Source organism: Nonomuraea terrae, assembly GCF_044465245.1.
Lineage (GTDB): Bacteria > Actinomycetota > Actinomycetes > Streptosporangiales > Streptosporangiaceae > Nonomuraea > Nonomuraea terrae.
The window spans coordinates 370,423-386,524 of record NZ_JBITLL010000008.1 but is presented as its reverse complement, the minus strand read 5'-3'; the positions used below and the strand labels follow the sequence as shown (position 1 = coordinate 386,524).

18 protein-coding genes and 1 pseudogene are annotated in these 16,102 nt (G+C 73.4%); 6 read left to right on the top strand and 13 right to left on the bottom strand.

Annotated elements, in window-relative coordinates; all coding sequences use genetic code 11:
* Positions 1–19: 19 nt before the first annotated feature.
* The gene (locus tag ACIBP6_RS40185) at positions 20–1,132 is read right to left on the bottom strand and encodes an ATP-grasp domain-containing protein (RefSeq protein ID WP_397059613.1); all 1,113 of its coding nucleotides are present in this window, start codon (positions 1,130–1,132) and stop codon (positions 20–22) included.
* Between the two features lie 545 nt (positions 1,133–1,677).
* A complete protein-coding gene (locus tag ACIBP6_RS40180; RefSeq protein WP_397060300.1) occupies positions 1,678–1,884 on the bottom strand; it encodes a hypothetical protein in 207 nt (68 codons plus the stop codon).
* Here ACIBP6_RS40180 and ACIBP6_RS40175 point away from each other — a divergent pair.
* Positions 1,883–1,966, top strand: a pseudogene (locus ACIBP6_RS40175) (hypothetical protein); the annotation flags it as partial. The gene ACIBP6_RS40180 and the pseudogene ACIBP6_RS40175 sit on opposite strands and share 2 nt — an antisense overlap.
* 245 nt (positions 1,967–2,211) lie before the next feature.
* On the opposite strand, the gene ACIBP6_RS40170 reads toward ACIBP6_RS40175, so the two are convergent.
* From ACIBP6_RS40170 to ACIBP6_RS40135, 8 genes are read right to left on the bottom strand one after another with little or no spacing between them, the layout of a single operon-like run.
* Positions 2,212–3,435: a glycosyltransferase gene (locus ACIBP6_RS40170; protein WP_397059611.1), complete on the bottom strand. Its 1,224-nt coding sequence runs from the start codon at positions 3,433–3,435 to the stop codon at positions 2,212–2,214.
* Positions 3,426–4,556 carry a GNAT family N-acetyltransferase gene (locus tag ACIBP6_RS40165; RefSeq protein ID WP_397059610.1) on the bottom strand — a complete coding sequence of 377 codons (1,131 nt, stop codon included), beginning with the start codon at positions 4,554–4,556 and terminating at the stop codon, positions 3,426–3,428. The genes ACIBP6_RS40170 and ACIBP6_RS40165 overlap by 10 nt, the downstream gene beginning before the upstream one ends.
* Positions 4,553–5,107, bottom strand: a complete 555-nt coding sequence (locus tag ACIBP6_RS40160; RefSeq protein ID WP_397059608.1) for a hypothetical protein — start codon at positions 5,105–5,107, stop codon at positions 4,553–4,555. The genes ACIBP6_RS40165 and ACIBP6_RS40160 overlap by 4 nt, the downstream gene beginning before the upstream one ends.
* The gene (locus ACIBP6_RS40155) at positions 5,104–6,204 is read right to left on the bottom strand and encodes a glycosyltransferase (protein WP_397059606.1); all 1,101 of its coding nucleotides are present in this window, start codon (positions 6,202–6,204) and stop codon (positions 5,104–5,106) included. The genes ACIBP6_RS40160 and ACIBP6_RS40155 overlap by 4 nt, the downstream gene beginning before the upstream one ends.
* Positions 6,201–6,902 (bottom strand): polysaccharide deacetylase family protein, encoded by a 702-nt coding sequence (locus ACIBP6_RS40150; RefSeq protein ID WP_397060273.1) that lies wholly within the window; start codon positions 6,900–6,902, stop codon positions 6,201–6,203. The genes ACIBP6_RS40155 and ACIBP6_RS40150 overlap by 4 nt, the downstream gene beginning before the upstream one ends.
* Positions 6,903–6,907: 5 nt before the next feature.
* Complete coding sequence (locus ACIBP6_RS40145) at positions 6,908–8,410, bottom strand: lipid II flippase MurJ (RefSeq protein ID WP_397059604.1); 1,503 nt, start codon at positions 8,408–8,410, stop codon at positions 6,908–6,910.
* A complete protein-coding gene (locus tag ACIBP6_RS40140; protein WP_397059602.1) occupies positions 8,407–9,729 on the bottom strand; it encodes an O-antigen ligase family protein in 1,323 nt (440 codons plus the stop codon). The genes ACIBP6_RS40145 and ACIBP6_RS40140 overlap by 4 nt, the downstream gene beginning before the upstream one ends.
* A 2-nt stretch (positions 9,730–9,731) precedes the next feature.
* On the bottom strand, positions 9,732–11,072 hold the full coding sequence (locus tag ACIBP6_RS40135) for a sugar transferase (RefSeq protein ID WP_397059600.1): 1,341 nt from the start codon (positions 11,070–11,072) through the stop codon (positions 9,732–9,734).
* Positions 11,073–11,418: 346 nt separating this feature from the next.
* Between ACIBP6_RS40135 and ACIBP6_RS40130 the strand changes: the two genes are divergently transcribed.
* Together ACIBP6_RS40130 and ACIBP6_RS40125 are read left to right on the top strand one after the other, a co-directional pair.
* Positions 11,419–11,781, top strand: a complete 363-nt coding sequence (locus tag ACIBP6_RS40130) for an ArsR/SmtB family transcription factor (RefSeq protein ID WP_397059598.1) — start codon at positions 11,419–11,421, stop codon at positions 11,779–11,781.
* A gap of 140 nt (positions 11,782–11,921) precedes the next feature.
* On the top strand, positions 11,922–12,374 hold the full coding sequence (locus tag ACIBP6_RS40125; RefSeq protein WP_397059596.1) for a hypothetical protein: 453 nt from the start codon (positions 11,922–11,924) through the stop codon (positions 12,372–12,374).
* Positions 12,375–12,469: 95 nt separating this feature from the next.
* Here the strand turns inward: ACIBP6_RS40125 and ACIBP6_RS40120 are convergent, their stop codons facing one another.
* Positions 12,470–13,111 (bottom strand): class I SAM-dependent methyltransferase, encoded by a 642-nt coding sequence (locus tag ACIBP6_RS40120; protein ID WP_397059594.1) that lies wholly within the window; start codon positions 13,109–13,111, stop codon positions 12,470–12,472.
* Between the two features lie 107 nt (positions 13,112–13,218).
* Positions 13,219–13,944: an SDR family oxidoreductase gene (locus ACIBP6_RS40115; protein ID WP_397059592.1), complete on the bottom strand. Its 726-nt coding sequence runs from the start codon at positions 13,942–13,944 to the stop codon at positions 13,219–13,221.
* Between the two features lie 242 nt (positions 13,945–14,186).
* Here ACIBP6_RS40115 and ACIBP6_RS40110 point away from each other — a divergent pair, with 242 nt between their 5' ends.
* Complete coding sequence (locus ACIBP6_RS40110; RefSeq protein ID WP_397060272.1) at positions 14,187–14,582, top strand: nuclear transport factor 2 family protein; 396 nt, start codon at positions 14,187–14,189, stop codon at positions 14,580–14,582.
* 7 nt (positions 14,583–14,589) lie between these two features.
* Here the strand turns inward: ACIBP6_RS40110 and ACIBP6_RS40105 are convergent, their stop codons facing one another.
* Positions 14,590–15,051, bottom strand: a complete 462-nt coding sequence (locus tag ACIBP6_RS40105) for a GNAT family N-acetyltransferase (RefSeq protein WP_397059590.1) — start codon at positions 15,049–15,051, stop codon at positions 14,590–14,592.
* Between ACIBP6_RS40105 and ACIBP6_RS40100 the strand changes: the two genes are divergently transcribed.
* Both ACIBP6_RS40100 and ACIBP6_RS40095 read left to right on the top strand, forming a co-directional pair.
* Positions 15,050–15,652 carry an NUDIX domain-containing protein gene (locus ACIBP6_RS40100; RefSeq protein ID WP_397059588.1) on the top strand — a complete coding sequence of 201 codons (603 nt, stop codon included), beginning with the start codon at positions 15,050–15,052 and terminating at the stop codon, positions 15,650–15,652. The two genes, ACIBP6_RS40105 and ACIBP6_RS40100, sit on opposite strands and share 2 nt — an antisense overlap.
* Before the next feature lie 61 nt (positions 15,653–15,713).
* Positions 15,714–16,091 carry a DUF2255 family protein gene (locus tag ACIBP6_RS40095; RefSeq protein WP_397059586.1) on the top strand — a complete coding sequence of 126 codons (378 nt, stop codon included), beginning with the start codon at positions 15,714–15,716 and terminating at the stop codon, positions 16,089–16,091.
* Positions 16,092–16,102: the final 11 nt, after the last annotated feature.

The following is a 16,102-nucleotide window of genomic DNA, read 5'->3' as shown; positions in this document are numbered from 1 at the left end:
GCAATTCTCCTCCACAGTGCTATTTCCGGGAGCGGGTGAGCCGGGCGAGAACGCGCTTTGTCGTCTGCCCGGCCATGGCCGCGAACGGGCGGGGATCGTCGGCCGCCAGCCAGGCCAGCTCGTCGGCCGTGGCCAGCGCCCGCAGGGCCTTCGGGCCCGCGGTGAACAGGTCGTAGTTCTCCACCGCGTACGTCCGGCCGTGCGCCGCGGGTCCGCGCGCTGTCCAGCGGCCGGTCAGGTGCAGGTGCGCGGCCCGGACCAGGTCCAGGCCGCCGCCGTCGGTGAACAGCCGGAACTGGGCGCCGAGCCTGGGGTTGCAGTCGAGCAGGTAGTAGACGTCCTCGGCCGCGTCGTAGCGGAAGTCGATGTCGAGGACGCCCCGGTAGCCGACCTTGGCGGCCAGCTCGTGGGCCGTGCGCTCGACGTCCGGGTTGCGCAGCCAGCGCCCGTACGTCGTGAGCCCCGCGCCCTTCGGGTAGGCGCGCTCCTTGCGCCCGGCGCCGTCGTACAGGCTCTGCGCGTGCTCGTCGAAGTAGCCGTGGAAGAACCAGTCGCAGTCGGGACCGCCCCGCACGTACCGCTGGAAGAGCAGGTCACGGCCGCGTACGTGGCGCAGCAGGCGCACCACCTGGCGTGGATGCCCGACGAGCGTGGTGTTGCGCAGCCCGAGACCGGGCGGCAGCAGCCACGGCTGGGCCCACTTGGCGACCAGCGGCAGCCCGAAGTCGGCGACGGCGGCCGTGGCGTCGCGTTCGCCGGTGATCAGCCGGGTCTCCGGCTGGGCGATCCCCAGCCCGGCACAGAGCTCGGCCAGCAGCCGCTTGTCCGCCAGCGTCCGCGGCAGCCCCGGCTCCTGCTCGGGCAGCAGGTAGTACGGCCGCAGCTCGGCCGCGTGCTCGGCGACGGCGATGGCGCCCGCGTCGTCCAGCGCCAGCAGCACCGCCCGGCGCCCGATGCGGCCGGCCACCTCCCGCAGCGCGCCGACGACGTCCACGTCGCGCGGCCAGGTGTGCACGCGGGCCAGATATCGGGACCGGGCGGCCGGTTCGCCGCCGTGGGGGACCAGCCCGTGCACCTCGACTCCCGCCCTGCCGAGCGAGCGAATGGCGCCGAGCGTCCCGTGGTGAAACATATTGGAGTCCAGCCGCAGTACGAGCGCCGGGACGGTGCAATCGAGCATGGTTTTACGTTCTGCTCCTTCGCGGAATTCTATGGATCGGGCAATTCGCGAGTCGGATATCCCGGCAGCCGTCGCACCCGGTGTAGGCAATGAGGAAAACGCGGCGATGGGGGGTGTGCGGTGGCGAGAGCGAGGATTGTCCTGCACATTGCCATTGCTGCCGTCACGGCGGCGGTGGCAGCGGCATGGCTCGGTTTCGGTGAATGGCTCGGCTTCGACGAGCAGGAGGGCCGCGCGCGGGACGCCGGATCCGGGCCGGCGGTGGGCGTCTTCCTCGCCTCCGACGAGCGCGGGACGCGCGATCTGCCCGGGTTCGAGTCGTGGCTGAGCCGCGAGGTGACGGTGGGGCGCACGTACCTGCCGGGCGAGCGCTGGGAGTCGATCCAGGGCCCCGCGTTCGTCCTGGATCCGTGGCTGCGCTGGAAGGCCGCGGCTCCAGGCCGGGTCCTGGCGCTGAACGTGCCGATGGTCGCCCCCAACGAGGTGGGGATGCCCGACTACGCGGTGTCGCGGGAGCTCGCGGCGGGAGCGAGCGGCGTGCGCGACCGTCTCTTCGCCGAGCTGGCCCACAGGCTCGTCGCCGGCGGCGGGGCCGACACGATCATCGTGCTCGGCTGGGAGATGAACGGCACCACGTACTCCAGCAGGTGCGCGCCGAACCCGCCGGCGTGGAAGGAGTACTGGCGGCGCATCGTGGCGACCATGCGCGCCACACCCGGCCAGCAGTTCCGCTTCGACTTCGCGCCCAGCCGCGGGCACGATGCGATCCCGTGGACGGAGTGCTACCCGGGCGACGACGTCGTCGACATCATCGGCATGGACACCTACGACCAGGGCCCGGGCGACGACTTCTCCGACTACGTCAACCAGCCGTACGGGCTGCGGGCGCAGGCCGAGTTCGCCGCCGAGCGGGGCAAGCCCATCTCCTTCCCGGAGTGGGGCCTGTTCCGCTACGGCGACCGTCCCGAGTTCGTCCGCGACATGCTCGACTGGATCGAGCGTCACAACGTGGCCTATCACTCGATCACCGACTACTGTCCCCATGGCGTCTGGCAGTGCCCGTCGAACCCGCGCTCGGCGGAGGAGTTCCGCCGGCGGCTGTGGGTCGAGCCGTCACCCGAGCAGACCGCGGCGCCCGCGCCCGATCCCGATCCGGTGGCCACGCCCAGCGTGTGCCCCGAGAGCGAGTCCAGCGCCTCCGACACGTCGAACCCGGAGGCCAGCGACGCGGCGGCCACGCCCTCGGCGGCGGCCAGCGCGGGCTGCTCCAGCCGCAGCAGCAGCGCCTCGGCCAGCGCCGCGCCGTCCCCTGGGGAGACGGCCGCGCCGACGCCGGAGGTCACCAGCTCGGCCAGCCCGGGCACCGCGGAGGCGACCAGCGACCTGCCCGAGGCGAGTGCCTCCAGCGCGGTGAGCGGCAGCCCCTCCCAGCGCGACGGCAGCACCACCACGTCGGCCGCGGCGTACCAGGAGGCGACGTCGGAGGAGGGGCCGGCGAAGTGAACCCGGGGCACGGCGCGTGAACGCAGCGCGCCGAGCAGCGGGCCGTCGCCGACGACCGCCAGCCGGGCCAGCCCGTTGCGGGCGGCGACCCGCTCCCATGCCGACAGCAGCAGGTCCTGACCCTTCTGACGGGTGACCCGGCCGACGCAGACGGCGAGCGGCGTCTCGCCGGCGATGCCGTGGCGGGCGCGGGCCGCCGCCCGCTCCCGCTCGCCGGCGGGGCGGAAGCGGCGCAGGTCCACGCCGTTGCGGACCACGACGAGGTCGCCGCGCACGCCGTGGCGCCTGGCCAGGGCGGCCTCGTCCGCGCCGACGCAGACGATCCTGTCCGTCCAGCGGGCCGCCAGCCGTTCCCAGCCGAGGGCCGCGCCGGCGGCGGCGCCGCGTACGGCCAGCCACGACCAGCCGTGCGGCTGGAACAGCGTCGGCACCCGGCCCCTGACCGCCAGCCTGCCGGTCAGCCCGGCCTTGGACGAGTGCAGGTGCACGACGTCCGGGCGGAACAGGCGGACGAGCTGCCACAACCGCGCGGCCTGGGCGGCGTCGCCGATCCCGGGCGCGCGCCGGGCCGTCCAGTCCAGGTGCGGCACGCCGAGCGCGTCCAGTTCGCGGGCCAGCGGGCCGGTGCGCGGGCAGGCGACCGCCACCGGCCAGCCGCGCCGGGCCTGGTCGGCGACGGCCGTGGCGACGTACGCGCCGACCCCGCCGTCCACCGGCTGCGTGACGTGCAGAACTCTCGGTGTCACCGCCATGACGCGACCTTCTGCACGAGGCGCGGGCAGCGCCGCTTCACCAGGTCGCGGCCGGCCGCGCGCATCCGGGCGGTGGCCGCGTAGGCGGCGGCGCGCACGCCGCGGCCGAGCAGCACCCGCTGGTTGGCGACGGCCTCGCACTCCCACTTCGCCTTGTACGGCTCGTCGCCGCGCAGCAGGCTGAGCACCGGCTTGCCGAGCCGGTGGGCCATCGTCAGGTTCTGCCGCAGCAGCATCATCAGGACATCGGCCTCGGCCCGCAGGTCGGGGTGGGCGCCGTACAGGTAGCCGCCCACGAAGTCCTTGCCGATCACCGTGAAGTCGCAGGCCAGCAGCCGCCCACCGATCCGGAACTCGGCCAGGGCGGCGTGGCCGTCCGCCACCATCGACTGCGCGGCCCGGGTGAGGTGCTCGCGGAACCGCGGATGCGTGTGGTGGGTGTTGATGGGCCGGCTCTCCCACTGCAGGGCGTGCAGGCGCAACAACTCGGCCATCGTGTGCTCGGCCCGGTCGGCCCCGACGGGCGTCACCGACAGGTCGAGGGTGTCGAGCTTGCGCAGCGCCGAGCGCAGCCGGCGCGCCCGGCTCGCCTTCAGCCCGGCGAGCACCTGGTCGACCGGGCGTCCGGGCAGCTGGAGGCAGGTGGAGGCGGGCAGCGTCCAGGACCGGCCGTCCCAGAGCTCGGCCAGGCGGCGGATCGCCGCGCCGGGCCGCGCCTCGGGCACGTCGATGACGTCCCAGCCGGGCTGGGCCAGCAGGCCGGCGCGCAGTTCGAGCAGGCCGGCGTCGTCCTCGGCGTCGTCCACCACGATGTCGGTGAAGTCCGACTGCTCCCCGCCGACGGGGGTGAGCACCCGGCAGCCCATCCGGTGCTCCAGCCGGAACGGCGCAGCCGCCACCAGGCGGCCGTCCCGGCGGGCCAGGAACACGCGCAGCCGCCCCGAGACGCCGTAGACCCGCCACCAGGAGCACAGCCAGCCGTACGACTGGAACGGCGTGGCGGCCGAGCTGCGGGCGTACAGGTCGGCCCACTCCGCCGACAGCGCGGCCAGGTCCTCGCCCTTGGTGATGACCTGCACCGCCAGCCGGGCTCCTGAGGTCCGCGAGGTGGTGCCGGTCACGCGTGCGCTCCCCTCAGCACCGCTGCCGGCTCTCGGCGGGCGAACGGCCCGGCCAGCCGGACCAGACCGGTCACCAGCGCGGCCGCGCAGCCTCCGGCGGCCATGCTGACCAGCGGGATCGGCGAGGAGGGGCGGGACGGGGCCAGCGCCTCGGCGAAGGACGCGAGCCGGACGCGGGTGTCGGTGGCGTGGGTGTTGGCGTACCTGATCAGTGCGGCGGCGGCGCTGTTGGCGCGCTCGGCCGCCTCCGACCCGGTGGGCGCCTCGGACGTCAGCCGCACCAGCGGGGCGTCGGGCGAGGCCGCCACGCTGAGCGCGTCCTGCTCGGCCCGGTCGGTGGTGAGCAGGCCGGGGTGGCCGGCGATCCGGGCGTACGCGGTGGCGAAGTGGGCCGCCTGCACCGGGTCGACCCCCGACACCACGACGTAGGCGTCCGCGGCGTAGACGGCGTCCCTCGCCATGGCGTACGCCAGGCCGCCCAGCGCCCCCACCGTCAGGGACAGCACGAGCCACCATCGCGAGAGCCGGCCGGTGATCCGGGTCAACGTCATCGTTCCTTCTCCGTGGGTGAGGCGCCCAGCAGGCGCAGATAGAGCGACTCCAGTTGCTCCGCCTGGCGGCGGACGTCGTAGAAGCGGACGGCGTCGGGCGGGGCCAGCCGGGCGGGCGGGCTCGCGGCGAGCGCGGACAACTCCGCGGCCAGCAGGTGCGGCGGGACGCGCCGCGCACCCGGGGCCGAGCCCGGCGGCAGGTCGTCGACGGCCGGGCAGGAGTCGTACAGGACCGGCAGGCCGCTGGCGAGCGCCTCCACCACGGCGAGGCCGAACGTCTCCTCCGCCGAGGGCGCGACCAGCACGTCCATCGCCGACAACAGGGCCCGCACGTCGAGCGACTCGCCCGCGAAGACCACCCGCCGGTCGACCCCCAGCGCGCGGGCCTGGTCCCGCAGCCGTGCCTCGCACGTGCCGGAGCCGACCAGGAGCAGGGTCGCGCGGCCGAGCGACGGCATCGCCGCGACCAGCCGGTCGAAGCGCTTGACCGGCTCCAGGCGGCCGACCCCGCCCACCACGAACGCGTCCTCCGCCAGGCCCAGCCGCTCCCGGGCGCTCCGGCGCAGCCCGGCGTCGAAACGGTACGCGGCGCCGTCGAGGCCGTTCGGGATGACGACCATGCGCCGGCGTGGGACGCCCCACGCCGCCAGCCGCTCCACCACCGACGGCGAGACGGCCACCGTGCGGTGCCCGAGCCGCTCGCTGGCCAGGTAGAGCGCCCTGACGGGGCGGGTGAGGCGGCGGCCCTCGATGTGCCGGTGGCCGATGGAGTGCTCGGTGGCCACGATCGCCGGGACGTTCGCCAGCCGCGCGGCCAGCCTGCCGTACACGCAGGCGCGGTAGAGATGGGTGTGCACCACGTCGTAGCGGCGCCCGCGCATCAGCCGGGCCAGCCGGCCGACGGCGCGCACGTCGCGGTTGCCGCGCATGCCGACGTGGTGCACGGGCACGCCGGCGCGTTCGATGGCCTGCGCCAGCGCGCCGTGCCCGGTGAGCACCGCGACCTCGCAGCTCGCCCGCAGGTGCGGCAGGAGCGAGCGCAGCTGCTGCTCCGCGCCGCCCGCCGCCAGGCCGGTGATGACATGCAGGACCTTCACCGTGCCCCCCGTGCCCACCGCACCCGGTGCCGCGCCCGCTTCGCCCACAGTCGCAGCGCGCCGTCCCGCTCGCCGACGTACGTACGCGGCAGTGCGTGCGTGCCGGTGACCGGCGACCTCCAGATCGCGCAGGCGTAGGAGTAGCCCGCCCGGCGCACGGCCTCCGCCTCGCGCTCGGCGACGTGCCCGTACGGGTAGCAGAACCCGCTGACCTCCAGGCCGAGGGCGTCCTCCAGCGCCTTCTTGCTGTCGGCCACCTCGTGCCGCAGGTCGGCGTCGCCCAGCCCGGTCAGCGACCGGTGGCCGGCCGAGTGGGAGCCGACCTCCATGCCCTGCATGGCCGCCCAGCGCACGCCCTCGGCGTCCATGAGCGCCTTGCGCGGGGCGCCGGCGTCCCAGACGTTGTGCTCGCCGAGCAGGCCGGAGACCACGAAGACCGTCGCCGTGAACCGCAGCCGGAGCAGGACGGGCACGACCTCGCCGATGAAGTCGGCGTACCCGTCGTCGAAGGTGAGCCCGACCAGGCCGGCCGCGTTCCCCGCCGCCCGGGCGCGCAGCAGGTCGCGCATCGACACGCCGGTCAGCCTCCGGTCGTCCAGCCAGCGCAGCTGCTGGGCGAAGCGGGCGGGGGAGACCGTGATGTGCAGCGGGTCGCTGTCGCACTTCTCCACGGAGTGGTACATGAGCACGTACGGCATGGCGGTCACGCGCGGCCTCGCATCCTGGTCGGGGTGTCGTCGGTGAGCGCCGTCACGGCCCGCGTCGCCACCACGACGGCGCAGAAGACGGCGGCGATGGCGGCGCCGGTCACGGTGAGGCGGACCAGCTCGGGCAGGTCCGCGGCCGGCGCCCGCACCGCCCAGCCCGCTCCGGCGGCGGCCGTGGCGGCCAGGAGCAGGCCGCCGATCGGCCGGGCGACCGCGCGCGGCGGCAGGGTGATGACCCGCCGCCGCAGCCCGGCGACCAGCAGCAGGGCGGTGAGCGTGATCCCGGCCGCGTTGGCCGCGGCGATCCCCGTGGTGCCCCAGGACGGGCGGGCCAGCACGACCGTCACGGCCAGGCCCGCGGCCATCGCGGCCGTCGGGTACCAGTACGAGCCGGCCCGGCAGAAGTACGCCCGGCTCACGGCCCCGACGACGGCCTGACCGAGCAGGCCCAGCGCGTACACGCGCATGATCTGCGCGGTGGCCTCGGTGTCGGCCGCGGTGAAGGCGCCGTACTGCAGCAGGACGGCGACGAGGTCGGGAGCGCAGACGATCAGGACCGCGGCGGCCGGGAGCACGATCGCCGAGGCGGCGACCAGGTCCCGCGTCATCCGGCGGCGCGCCCGCCCGTCGTCCCCGGCACTGATGGCCCGGGCCAGCTGCGGGAAGCTCACGGTCGCCACGATCAGCGACAGCACCATCGGCACCTGGGCGATCTTCTGGGCGTAGTTGAGGTGCGAGATCGAGCCTTCGGGCAGCGACGATCCGACGAAGCGTTCGACGAAGACCTGGCACTGGCGGGCCAGCGTGAAGACCGCGACCGGCAGGAACGCCAGCACCGGCAGCGGCACCCGCCGCGCGGTCCGGCGCGGGGTCCCGAAGCGCCGCAGGAAGGCCGGCGCCTGGACGAGCACCATGCCGAGGCCGCCCGCGGCCACCCCGACCGCGGCGGCGTACGCGCCCTGCTCCCGCAGCGCGACCACGCAGGCGACGATCCCCACGTTGTACGCCACGTAGATCGCGGCCGGCGCGGTGAACGACTGGTGGGAGCGCAGCGCCGCGCTGAGGTACCCGGCCAGCCCGAACGTCAGGATCGTCACCGAGGCCACCCGCATGCAGTCGACGGCCATCTCCGGTCGCGGGATGCCCGGCGCCAGCACGCCCACCAGCCACGGTGCCGCGGCGGCGGTCAGCACGCTCAGCGCCACGAGCCCCAGACACAGGTACGGCAGCGTCGCGGAGACCAGCTCGCGCACGTCGTGACCCAGCTCGATCCACCGGCTGAACAGCGGCACCAGCACGAACGCCATCGCGCCCTCGATGAGCAGGGGCGCGGCCGTCTCCGGGATCGTCCAGGCGACGAGGAAGGCGTCGGTGCCGGCGTCCGCCCCGAACAGCATGCCGAGCAGCAGGTCGCGGACGAACCCGAGCAGTGAGCCGAGCCCGGTCAGCACGGCGGTGATGCTGACCGCCTTCACGGTGGCCGACGTGGCTGCCGTCATCGCGCCGCCCCCACCGGCGTGGCCGCCTCGACCGGGGCGGTCGTCTCGCGGCGGCCGGCGACGAGCGCCAGAGCCAGTCCGAGCGCGACGGACATGACCGTCGTCGAGGGGCCGCCGATGTCGCCGTACGCGAAGCTGATGGTCTGGCAGGTCAGCAGCCCGGCCGCGACCAGCGCGCCGCCGCGCAGGGCCCACCAGGTCAGGCAGCCCAGGAACGCCACGAACGCACCCAGCCCGAACAGCCCCTGCTCGCTGAGGGTCAGCAGGTACATGTTGTGCGGCGACAGCAGCGGCCGGCGCTGGTATCCGTGCACCGGGTCGTCGGTGTCGCTGCCGGAGGACAGCTCGATCGGGGCGTAGGTGTCGCGCAGCTCACCGAACCTGCGCGGGCCGACCCCGGTCGCCGGATGTTCCGCCCACATGCGGGTGGCGGCGAGCCAGAGGCTGTAGCGGTCGCTCACCGACTGGTCGGGGTCGCTGACGGCGGAGGCGATCGAGGCCAGCCGCCGGTCCATCAGGTCGGACCCGGTGCCGGTCGCGAAGGCGAGCACCGCGGCCGCCGCCCCGACGAGGACGACCCGGGCGGCGAGCACCCGGCTGCGCAGGAAGACCACCACCAGGGCCGCGCCCAGCACGGCGATCCAGCAGCCGCGGCTGAGCGAGAGCGCGAGCGGCACGCAGAGCAGGGCCGCGCCCGCCAGCGCGAGGACCCGGCCCCGACCGCGCAGGGTCAGGCCGGCGCCCAGCAGGATGACGATCCCGTAGCTGACCATGGTCGCCATCGCCATGACGTCGGGGGCGCCGAAGGTGCCGACGGCGCGTACCCGCTCGCCTCCGTAGGCCGCGCCGGTGCCGGTGAGGACCTGGACGCAGCCGATCACTCCCTGCAGCGTCGCCGCCCCGACGAGCGCCCCGCCGACGATCACGACGTCCGCCCGGTCCCGTACGGTCACCAGGACGGCCAGCGGGACCAGCACGAAGACCTGGAGGAAGCGTACGAACCCCGGCAGGCTCACCAGCGTGTCGGGTGAGGCCAGCAGCGCGAGCGCGGCCGCCCCCGCGACGGGAGCGAGCACGACGGCCCGCACCGGCAGCACCCCCTGGCCCGCCCAGCCGCCCGTCCCGCGCCCGAGGCCGGGCGAGAGGGCCCGGCTGGTCGTGAACAGGACGCCGGCCGCGATCGCGACCAGCAGCACCGAGGCCACGTCCGACGCCGTGACGTCCACGCCGGCGGGCGCGTCCGCCCCGCCCGCCGGGAGGCAGGCGAGCAGCACCGTGACGGCGGCCGCCAGACTGGGTCGCCCACGCAGAGCCCCCATGGCTAGCTCCCGCCCGGCCGGAGCATCGACCACACCGTCAGCAAGATGATCTTGAGGTCGGTACGGAGGCTCCACCCGTCGATGTAGTGGTTGTCGAAGCGGGCACGGTCCTCGATCGAGGTGTCCCCGCGCAGCCCGTGGATCTGGGCCCATCCGGTGATCCCCACCGGCATCCGGTGCCGCAGCTCGTAGCCCGGGACGGTCCTGGAGAACTCCTCCACGAAGTAGGGGCGCTCCGGCCGGGGCCCGACGACGCTCATGTCGCCCTTGAGAACGTTCCACAGCTGGGGGAGCTCGTCGAACGACGTCCGGCGGAGCATCCGGCCGACCGGCCCCACCCGGGCGTCGTGGGCGATGCTCCACAGGGTCTCCGACTCGTGCGCGTCCACGGGCTTCAGCGTGCGGAGCTTGACCAGCTCGATCGGCTCGCCGAGGTAGCCCACCCGCCGCTGCTTGAACAGCAGGCCGGGGCCGGTCTCCCAGCGGACGAGCAGCGCGCAGACCGCCAGGATCGGCGCGCTGACGATCAGCCCGGTCAGGGCCAGCGCGACGTCGATCGCCCGCTTCAGCGGCCAGGCCAGGCTGTGCTGCGCCTCGGCGCGCATGCGGACCAGCGGGAAACCGCGTACGTGCTCGCGCAGGCTGACGAAGTCGGCGACCGGCTCGCCCGGCTCGGGGGCGAGGAACACCTGGCAGCCGAGGGCCCGCGCCGTCCTCGCGACCGACGGGTGCCCCTGCCCGGTGACGACCACCGCCCGTACGTCGTGGGCCCGGATGACGGCGCCCGTGTCGGCGGGACCGCCGAGGACGGGCAGGAGCGGCCTGTCTCCGGCGGCCTCGTCCAGGAAGCCCAGGGGGAGGAGGCCGTACTCGGGGTGGGCGAGCAGGGTGGCGGCCAGTTTGTGCGCGTGCGGGCCGGCGCCGATCACCACGGCGGGGGCCGACCTGCCGTTCATGCGGGCCCTGCGTACCAGGAAGTACAGGACGCTGCGCAGGCAGAGGGCGCAGACGGTGAAGAGCGCCGCGCTCAGCCCCACCACGGTGAGCGTCGCCGGCCAGAACGCGGCGAGCGCGGCGGCCGCCCCGGCTCCGGTGAGCCAGAAACCGCGATCCAGGGTTGAGGGCAGGATCCGCGCAGCGTAGACGTGGCCGACGCAGCCGAAGGCCACGACGAGGACGGCCGCGAGCCCGATGCGCAGCGCTTCCTGCCCGGCGACGGCCGCGGTGAACGCCATGCAGATCAGGTCGATGCCGGCCAGGCCGAGCGGCTGGACAGCCACCCGGGGCCTGCGGTGCATCACCTGCCGCCTGACCTGGCGGTCACCCCCAACACGAACAGCCACTACTTCTCCGGAAATATCTAGTCGGACCAGATCAGCGGATGATCGGCTGGCCTAATCCACCGAAAAAGCCAATAGTCACCTTTTAGGCAACTTGCCGTTATATAGGCATTGAGCAGGGTTTTCCTAGGTAATACGCGAACAATGGCTAGCGAAACCTTGATCGTAGTAGCGCTCTCGGGCGAAATCGAGAACATGAAGGCCCGGTTGCCCGGAAGGTCACGCAAGATTTCATTGATTGGCCGTTGGTGATGTGAATGCCGGAGTGAGGTTTGGCCGACGAATTGCCACGGAGAGTCCGTCGCTGCCCCCAAAGCTCCCGCGCCCCGCGAGGGGATACCATCGCCGTATGGCGATTGATTCAGAGCGTTGCGTCACCGCCGGCATCGCGGCCGGTCTGTCGCCGGCGGCGGCGCTGTTCCACTCGCTGGCCGACGAGACCCGGCTGCGCATCGTGCAACGGCTGGCCCGGGGCGAGGCCAGGGTCGTGGACCTGACCGGCGAGCTCGGGCTGGCCCAGTCGACGGTCTCCAAGCACCTGGCCTGCCTGCGTGACTGCGGCCTGATCGATTACCGCGCCGAGGGGCGCCAGTCGTTCTACTCGCTCACCCGGCCCGAGCTGATGGACGTGCTCTCCTCCGCGGAACACCTGCTCAGCGCCACGGGCCACGCCGTGACGCTCTGCCCCTCTACGGCCCGTTCTGTGGAGTAATGCACGTTCAGCGGGTTATGCGTATTTGGCCACAGAACTGATCGCCTGTCCTCCCTAACGTGAGCGTTGTCCGGAACACGTGTCCGGTACGGGGAAACCGGCGTTCTCGTCCCGAGGACGCCCTCTCACTGGAGGAAACTGTGCGAAACGTTCGCAAGCTGCTCGTCGGCACCGCCCTCGCCGGTGCCCTGGCCACGGGGATATTCGCGGCTCCGGCTGCCTCCGCCGCCACGGCCACCACGGCGAGCGCCCCTGTCGCCGCCTCGGCCCAGTCCTTCTCGGGCGGCTGGAAGTACTTCAACACCGGCGGCCACGACGGCCGCATCGCCTACCAGTGGGGCCGTAAGGGCGGCCACTACTGGCTGGACTTCAAGCTGTGGGACCAGGACCGCCGTGACCGCGGGTTCACGTACTTCGACGTCTACTACAAGCGGCACGGCGAGTGGTACCACTTCAACCGCTACTCCACGAAGGGCTTCTTCGACAAGGGCAGCCCGATCATCTTCCCGAAGGACGTCCAGGACATCCGGTTCAAGGGCGGCTACGGCTGGAGCAACCACTACGGCTGGGGCGGCTACCGCTCCTACAACTGATCACACCTTCCCGCCTCAGTGAGGGAGGCGGGAAGCGGGGGAGAACCGGGCGGGCGCCTCTTCGACGGGGCGCCCGCTCCGCTTGTGTGCGCGGCTCAGGGACGGGTGGCGGTGCCGCGCATGTGGAAGGAGAACGGCGTGCCGCCGAACGGGAACCGGTAGCGCTCCAGCGTACGGATGGCGAAGCCGGCCCGCTGCACCTCGGCCACGATGTCGCGGCCCGTGTGGCAGCCGCCCGCCAGGCGCGGCCAGAAGGTGGCGTCCATCACCTGCTGGACGCGTACCAGCCCCGGGGTGTCGGCGCGGCCGTGCTCCAGGAAGCGCAGCTCGCCGCCCGGCTTGAGCACGCGCCGCGCCTCGGCCAGCGCCGCGGCGGGATCCGGCACCGAGCACAGCACCAGCGCGAACACCGCCGCGTCCATGCTCTGGTCGGTGGCCGGCAGACGGTCGGCCACGGCGTCGACGACCTCGACCGGCACCGGCGCCCTCGCCGCGGCCTCGGCGGCGCGCCGGCGCAGGTGGGGCTCGGGCTCGACCGCCAGCACCCGGGTGACCGCGGGCGGGTAGTGGGCGAACATGACGCCGTGACCCGCTCCGATCTCGACGACGTTCCCGCTCAGGCCGGCCAGCAGCGCCTTGCGGTGCTCGTCCATGCCGCCGCGTCCCATGACACGGCTGAGCAGCGGCCACACGCTCGCGAAGAACGGGTGGTTGACGCGGGTGGTGGTCGTGGGCATCGCTATCACCAGATCACTGGTCGGAACCACGGTCGCACAATGTGCGTATTTCGTCACCGTACCCCGATGGAGGGCCCGTCACCGGGGCGCGGTGACGGGCCGGTGGCTCACTTCTCGCGCGTGCCGCCGTCGAGCCGGAGGTCGACGCCGTTCACCGCCCGGTTCTCCAGCAGGAAGACGGACGCGTCCACGACGTCCGCCGTGGTGGGCAGCCGGTCGGTCAGCGAGCGGCTGCGGACCTGCGCCAGCTGGTCGGTCTTGTCCCGCCAGAACGGCGAGTCGCCGACGATGCCCGGATGCAGGGAGTTGACCCGGACCGGGGCCAGCTCGACGGAGAGTGTCCTCGTCATGCCCAGGACACCGGCGTTGATCGTCGACACCGTCGTGGACCCCGGGTACGGGAGGTCCTTCGCCACCCCGCCGAACACCAGCACCGAGCTCTCGGGCGTGAACCGCGGCAGCAGCGCGCTCACCACCGCGTGGTAACCCACCAGCTTGAGCGTGGTGAGCCGGATCGCCCGGTCCACGTCGTAGTCCTTGATGGAGTTGAGGTCGCGCTCGATGGCGGCGAGGGCGAGCCGGTCGACCGGGCCGACGCCTTCCAGGGCGGCGGCGACCTCCTGCGGGCGGCTCAGGTCGACGGCGAGACCGCGGGCCCGTGGAACGTTCCCGTCGGCGCCCCCGCGCGCGACGGCATCCACCTCGGCCGCGGCCTTCTCGGCCCGGGATCGGTCGCGGCCGGTCACCACGACGGACCGGCCTCTGGCGGCGTACTCCTTCGCCAGCTCCAATCCGATGCCCGAAGTGCCCCCGATGATGATCACACTGCTCACTGGTGTTCCTCTCACTTCGCGGTCAGGTCACGTACTGGCCGTCATGAACCCTTGCAACACACGAGCCGCCTACGGCGTTCCGCCCGGACGGCGGCGGACGACCACAGGGGGCCGCTGCATGGCCTTGACGAGCCGGTCCGGCGGGGCGCGGAGGCCAGCGGGGCGGCGCCGTCGGGGCGCAGCGCGTCGAGAGCCAGGGCCAGGAAGCGCGGGGAGCTCTCCGGCGCCTCGTCGCCGAGCGACTGCACGATGGCGGCACGGCCGTCTCCCGGAACCTGAACGCCGCGTTCGCCGCCGGGAACGCCGAGGCCGCCGCCCGGCTCTTCGCGGCCGACGCGGTGTTCGAGGACCTCACGCTGCGCACCACGATCCAGGGGCGGGCCGCGATCGGCCGTTACCTCGGCCGCGCCCTGCGCGAGCTGCCGTACGGCACCGGCGCCTCCGTGCGCCACGTCGTGGCCGGCGACCAGGGAGGCGGCTACGAGTGGAAGGCCGACGGCCACACCGTCCCGCGCGGGGTCGTGGCGCTGGAGCTGGGCAAGGCCGGCGAGATCACCCGCCTGACCACCACGTGGGACGGCGGCCTCATGGACGAAGGCGCCCTGTCGTCCCTGGCCGCCCTCTCCTTCGACCGCTGACCGGCCCTCACACCAGGTCGAGCACCCCGACCGTCTGGCCGCCGCTGATCTCACCCGTGAGGTGGAAGCCCAGCTTGCGGTAGAAGCCCTCGGGGCCGCCGTCGCCCGGCTCCCAGGTGACGTACATCCGGGTCGCGCCGCGCCTGCGCAGCTCGCCGGCCACGGCTTCGACGGCGAAACGGCCGACGCCGCGCCCCTGGGCCTCGGGTGTCACGTTCAGCCGCCACAGGCCGGAACGGAAGTCGACGCCCTTGTCGTCCCAGTCGATGTCGATGAACGCCATGAGGAAGCCCACGGGGGTGTCGCCGTCGAGGACGAGGCGGGGCCACGCCTCGGGGTGCACGTACGCCTCGGCGAGCGACTTCACCACCGGCGAGACGAATCGCTCCTGGTCGGGCCGGACCCGGACGGCGATGGCACGGTCGATGTTGGCCCGGGTGATCGGGGCGAGCCTCAGACTTGTGGTCATGGAGCACACCATAGGGGCCGACGTTCCGGACATCGAAAGGGACGATCTCGTACGGCGGATCGACGAGATCGTCCCCTGGGACGAGCAGGAGGCCGCCCACGTCGCACGGGCGTCGTCGTGGGCGGCCGGCGGCGCGCCCCTCTACCGCACGCGGGAGCCCGACGTCCCCGACCCTCACCTGGTGAGTTACTTCGTCGCCCTCAGCCCGCGCGAGGAGGTGCTGCTCGTCGCGCACCGCAAGGCCGGCCTCTGGCTGCCGAGCGGCGGCCACGTCGAGCCGGGGGAGTCCCCGTGGCAGACCGTCGTCCGCGAATGCCAGGAGGAGCTGCACGTCCCCGCGGTGCCGTCCGCCGTGGCGGGAGACCGGCCGTTCTTCATCACCGTGACGCCGACCCGCGGCCCGCGCTCGCACACGGACGTGTCCCTCTGGTACGTCGTGGACGTCGAGGCGGTCACCTCCTTCGACCGGGACGAGTTCTCCGCGGTCAGGTGGGTGGCGTTGCCGGAGGTCCTCGACTTGCCGATCGAGGGCCTCGATCCGCATATGCACAGGTTCGCGCGGAAAGTGATGGCCGCGCTGAGCGGCGAGCCTGCCGCCTGAGCGCGTCCCCCAGCGGTCAAGATCAAGGGACCAGGCCATTGACCACGAGGGGGACGGACCGATGACGACCTGGACGAGTGACGAGATCAACAGGATCGCGACGGCGGACGAGCTGGAGGTCGCGCCGCTGGGCGGCGACGGCACGCGGCTGCGGCCGGTCCCGATCTGGGTCGTCCGCCACGACGACGACCTCTACGTCCGCTCCTACAAGGGCGACGACGGCCGGTGGTACCGCGCGGCCAAGGCCAGCGGCCAGGGACGCATCCAGGCGGGCGGCGTCGACCGGGACGTCAGCTTCGTGGCGGAGGACGACCCCGGCCTCAACGAGCAGATCGACGCCGCGTACCGCAGCAAGTACCACCGCTACGGCCAGAACTACGTCGCGACCATCGTGTCGTCCGGCGCGCGCACGACGACGCTCAAGCTGCTGCCGCGCTGAGCTCGAAGAGA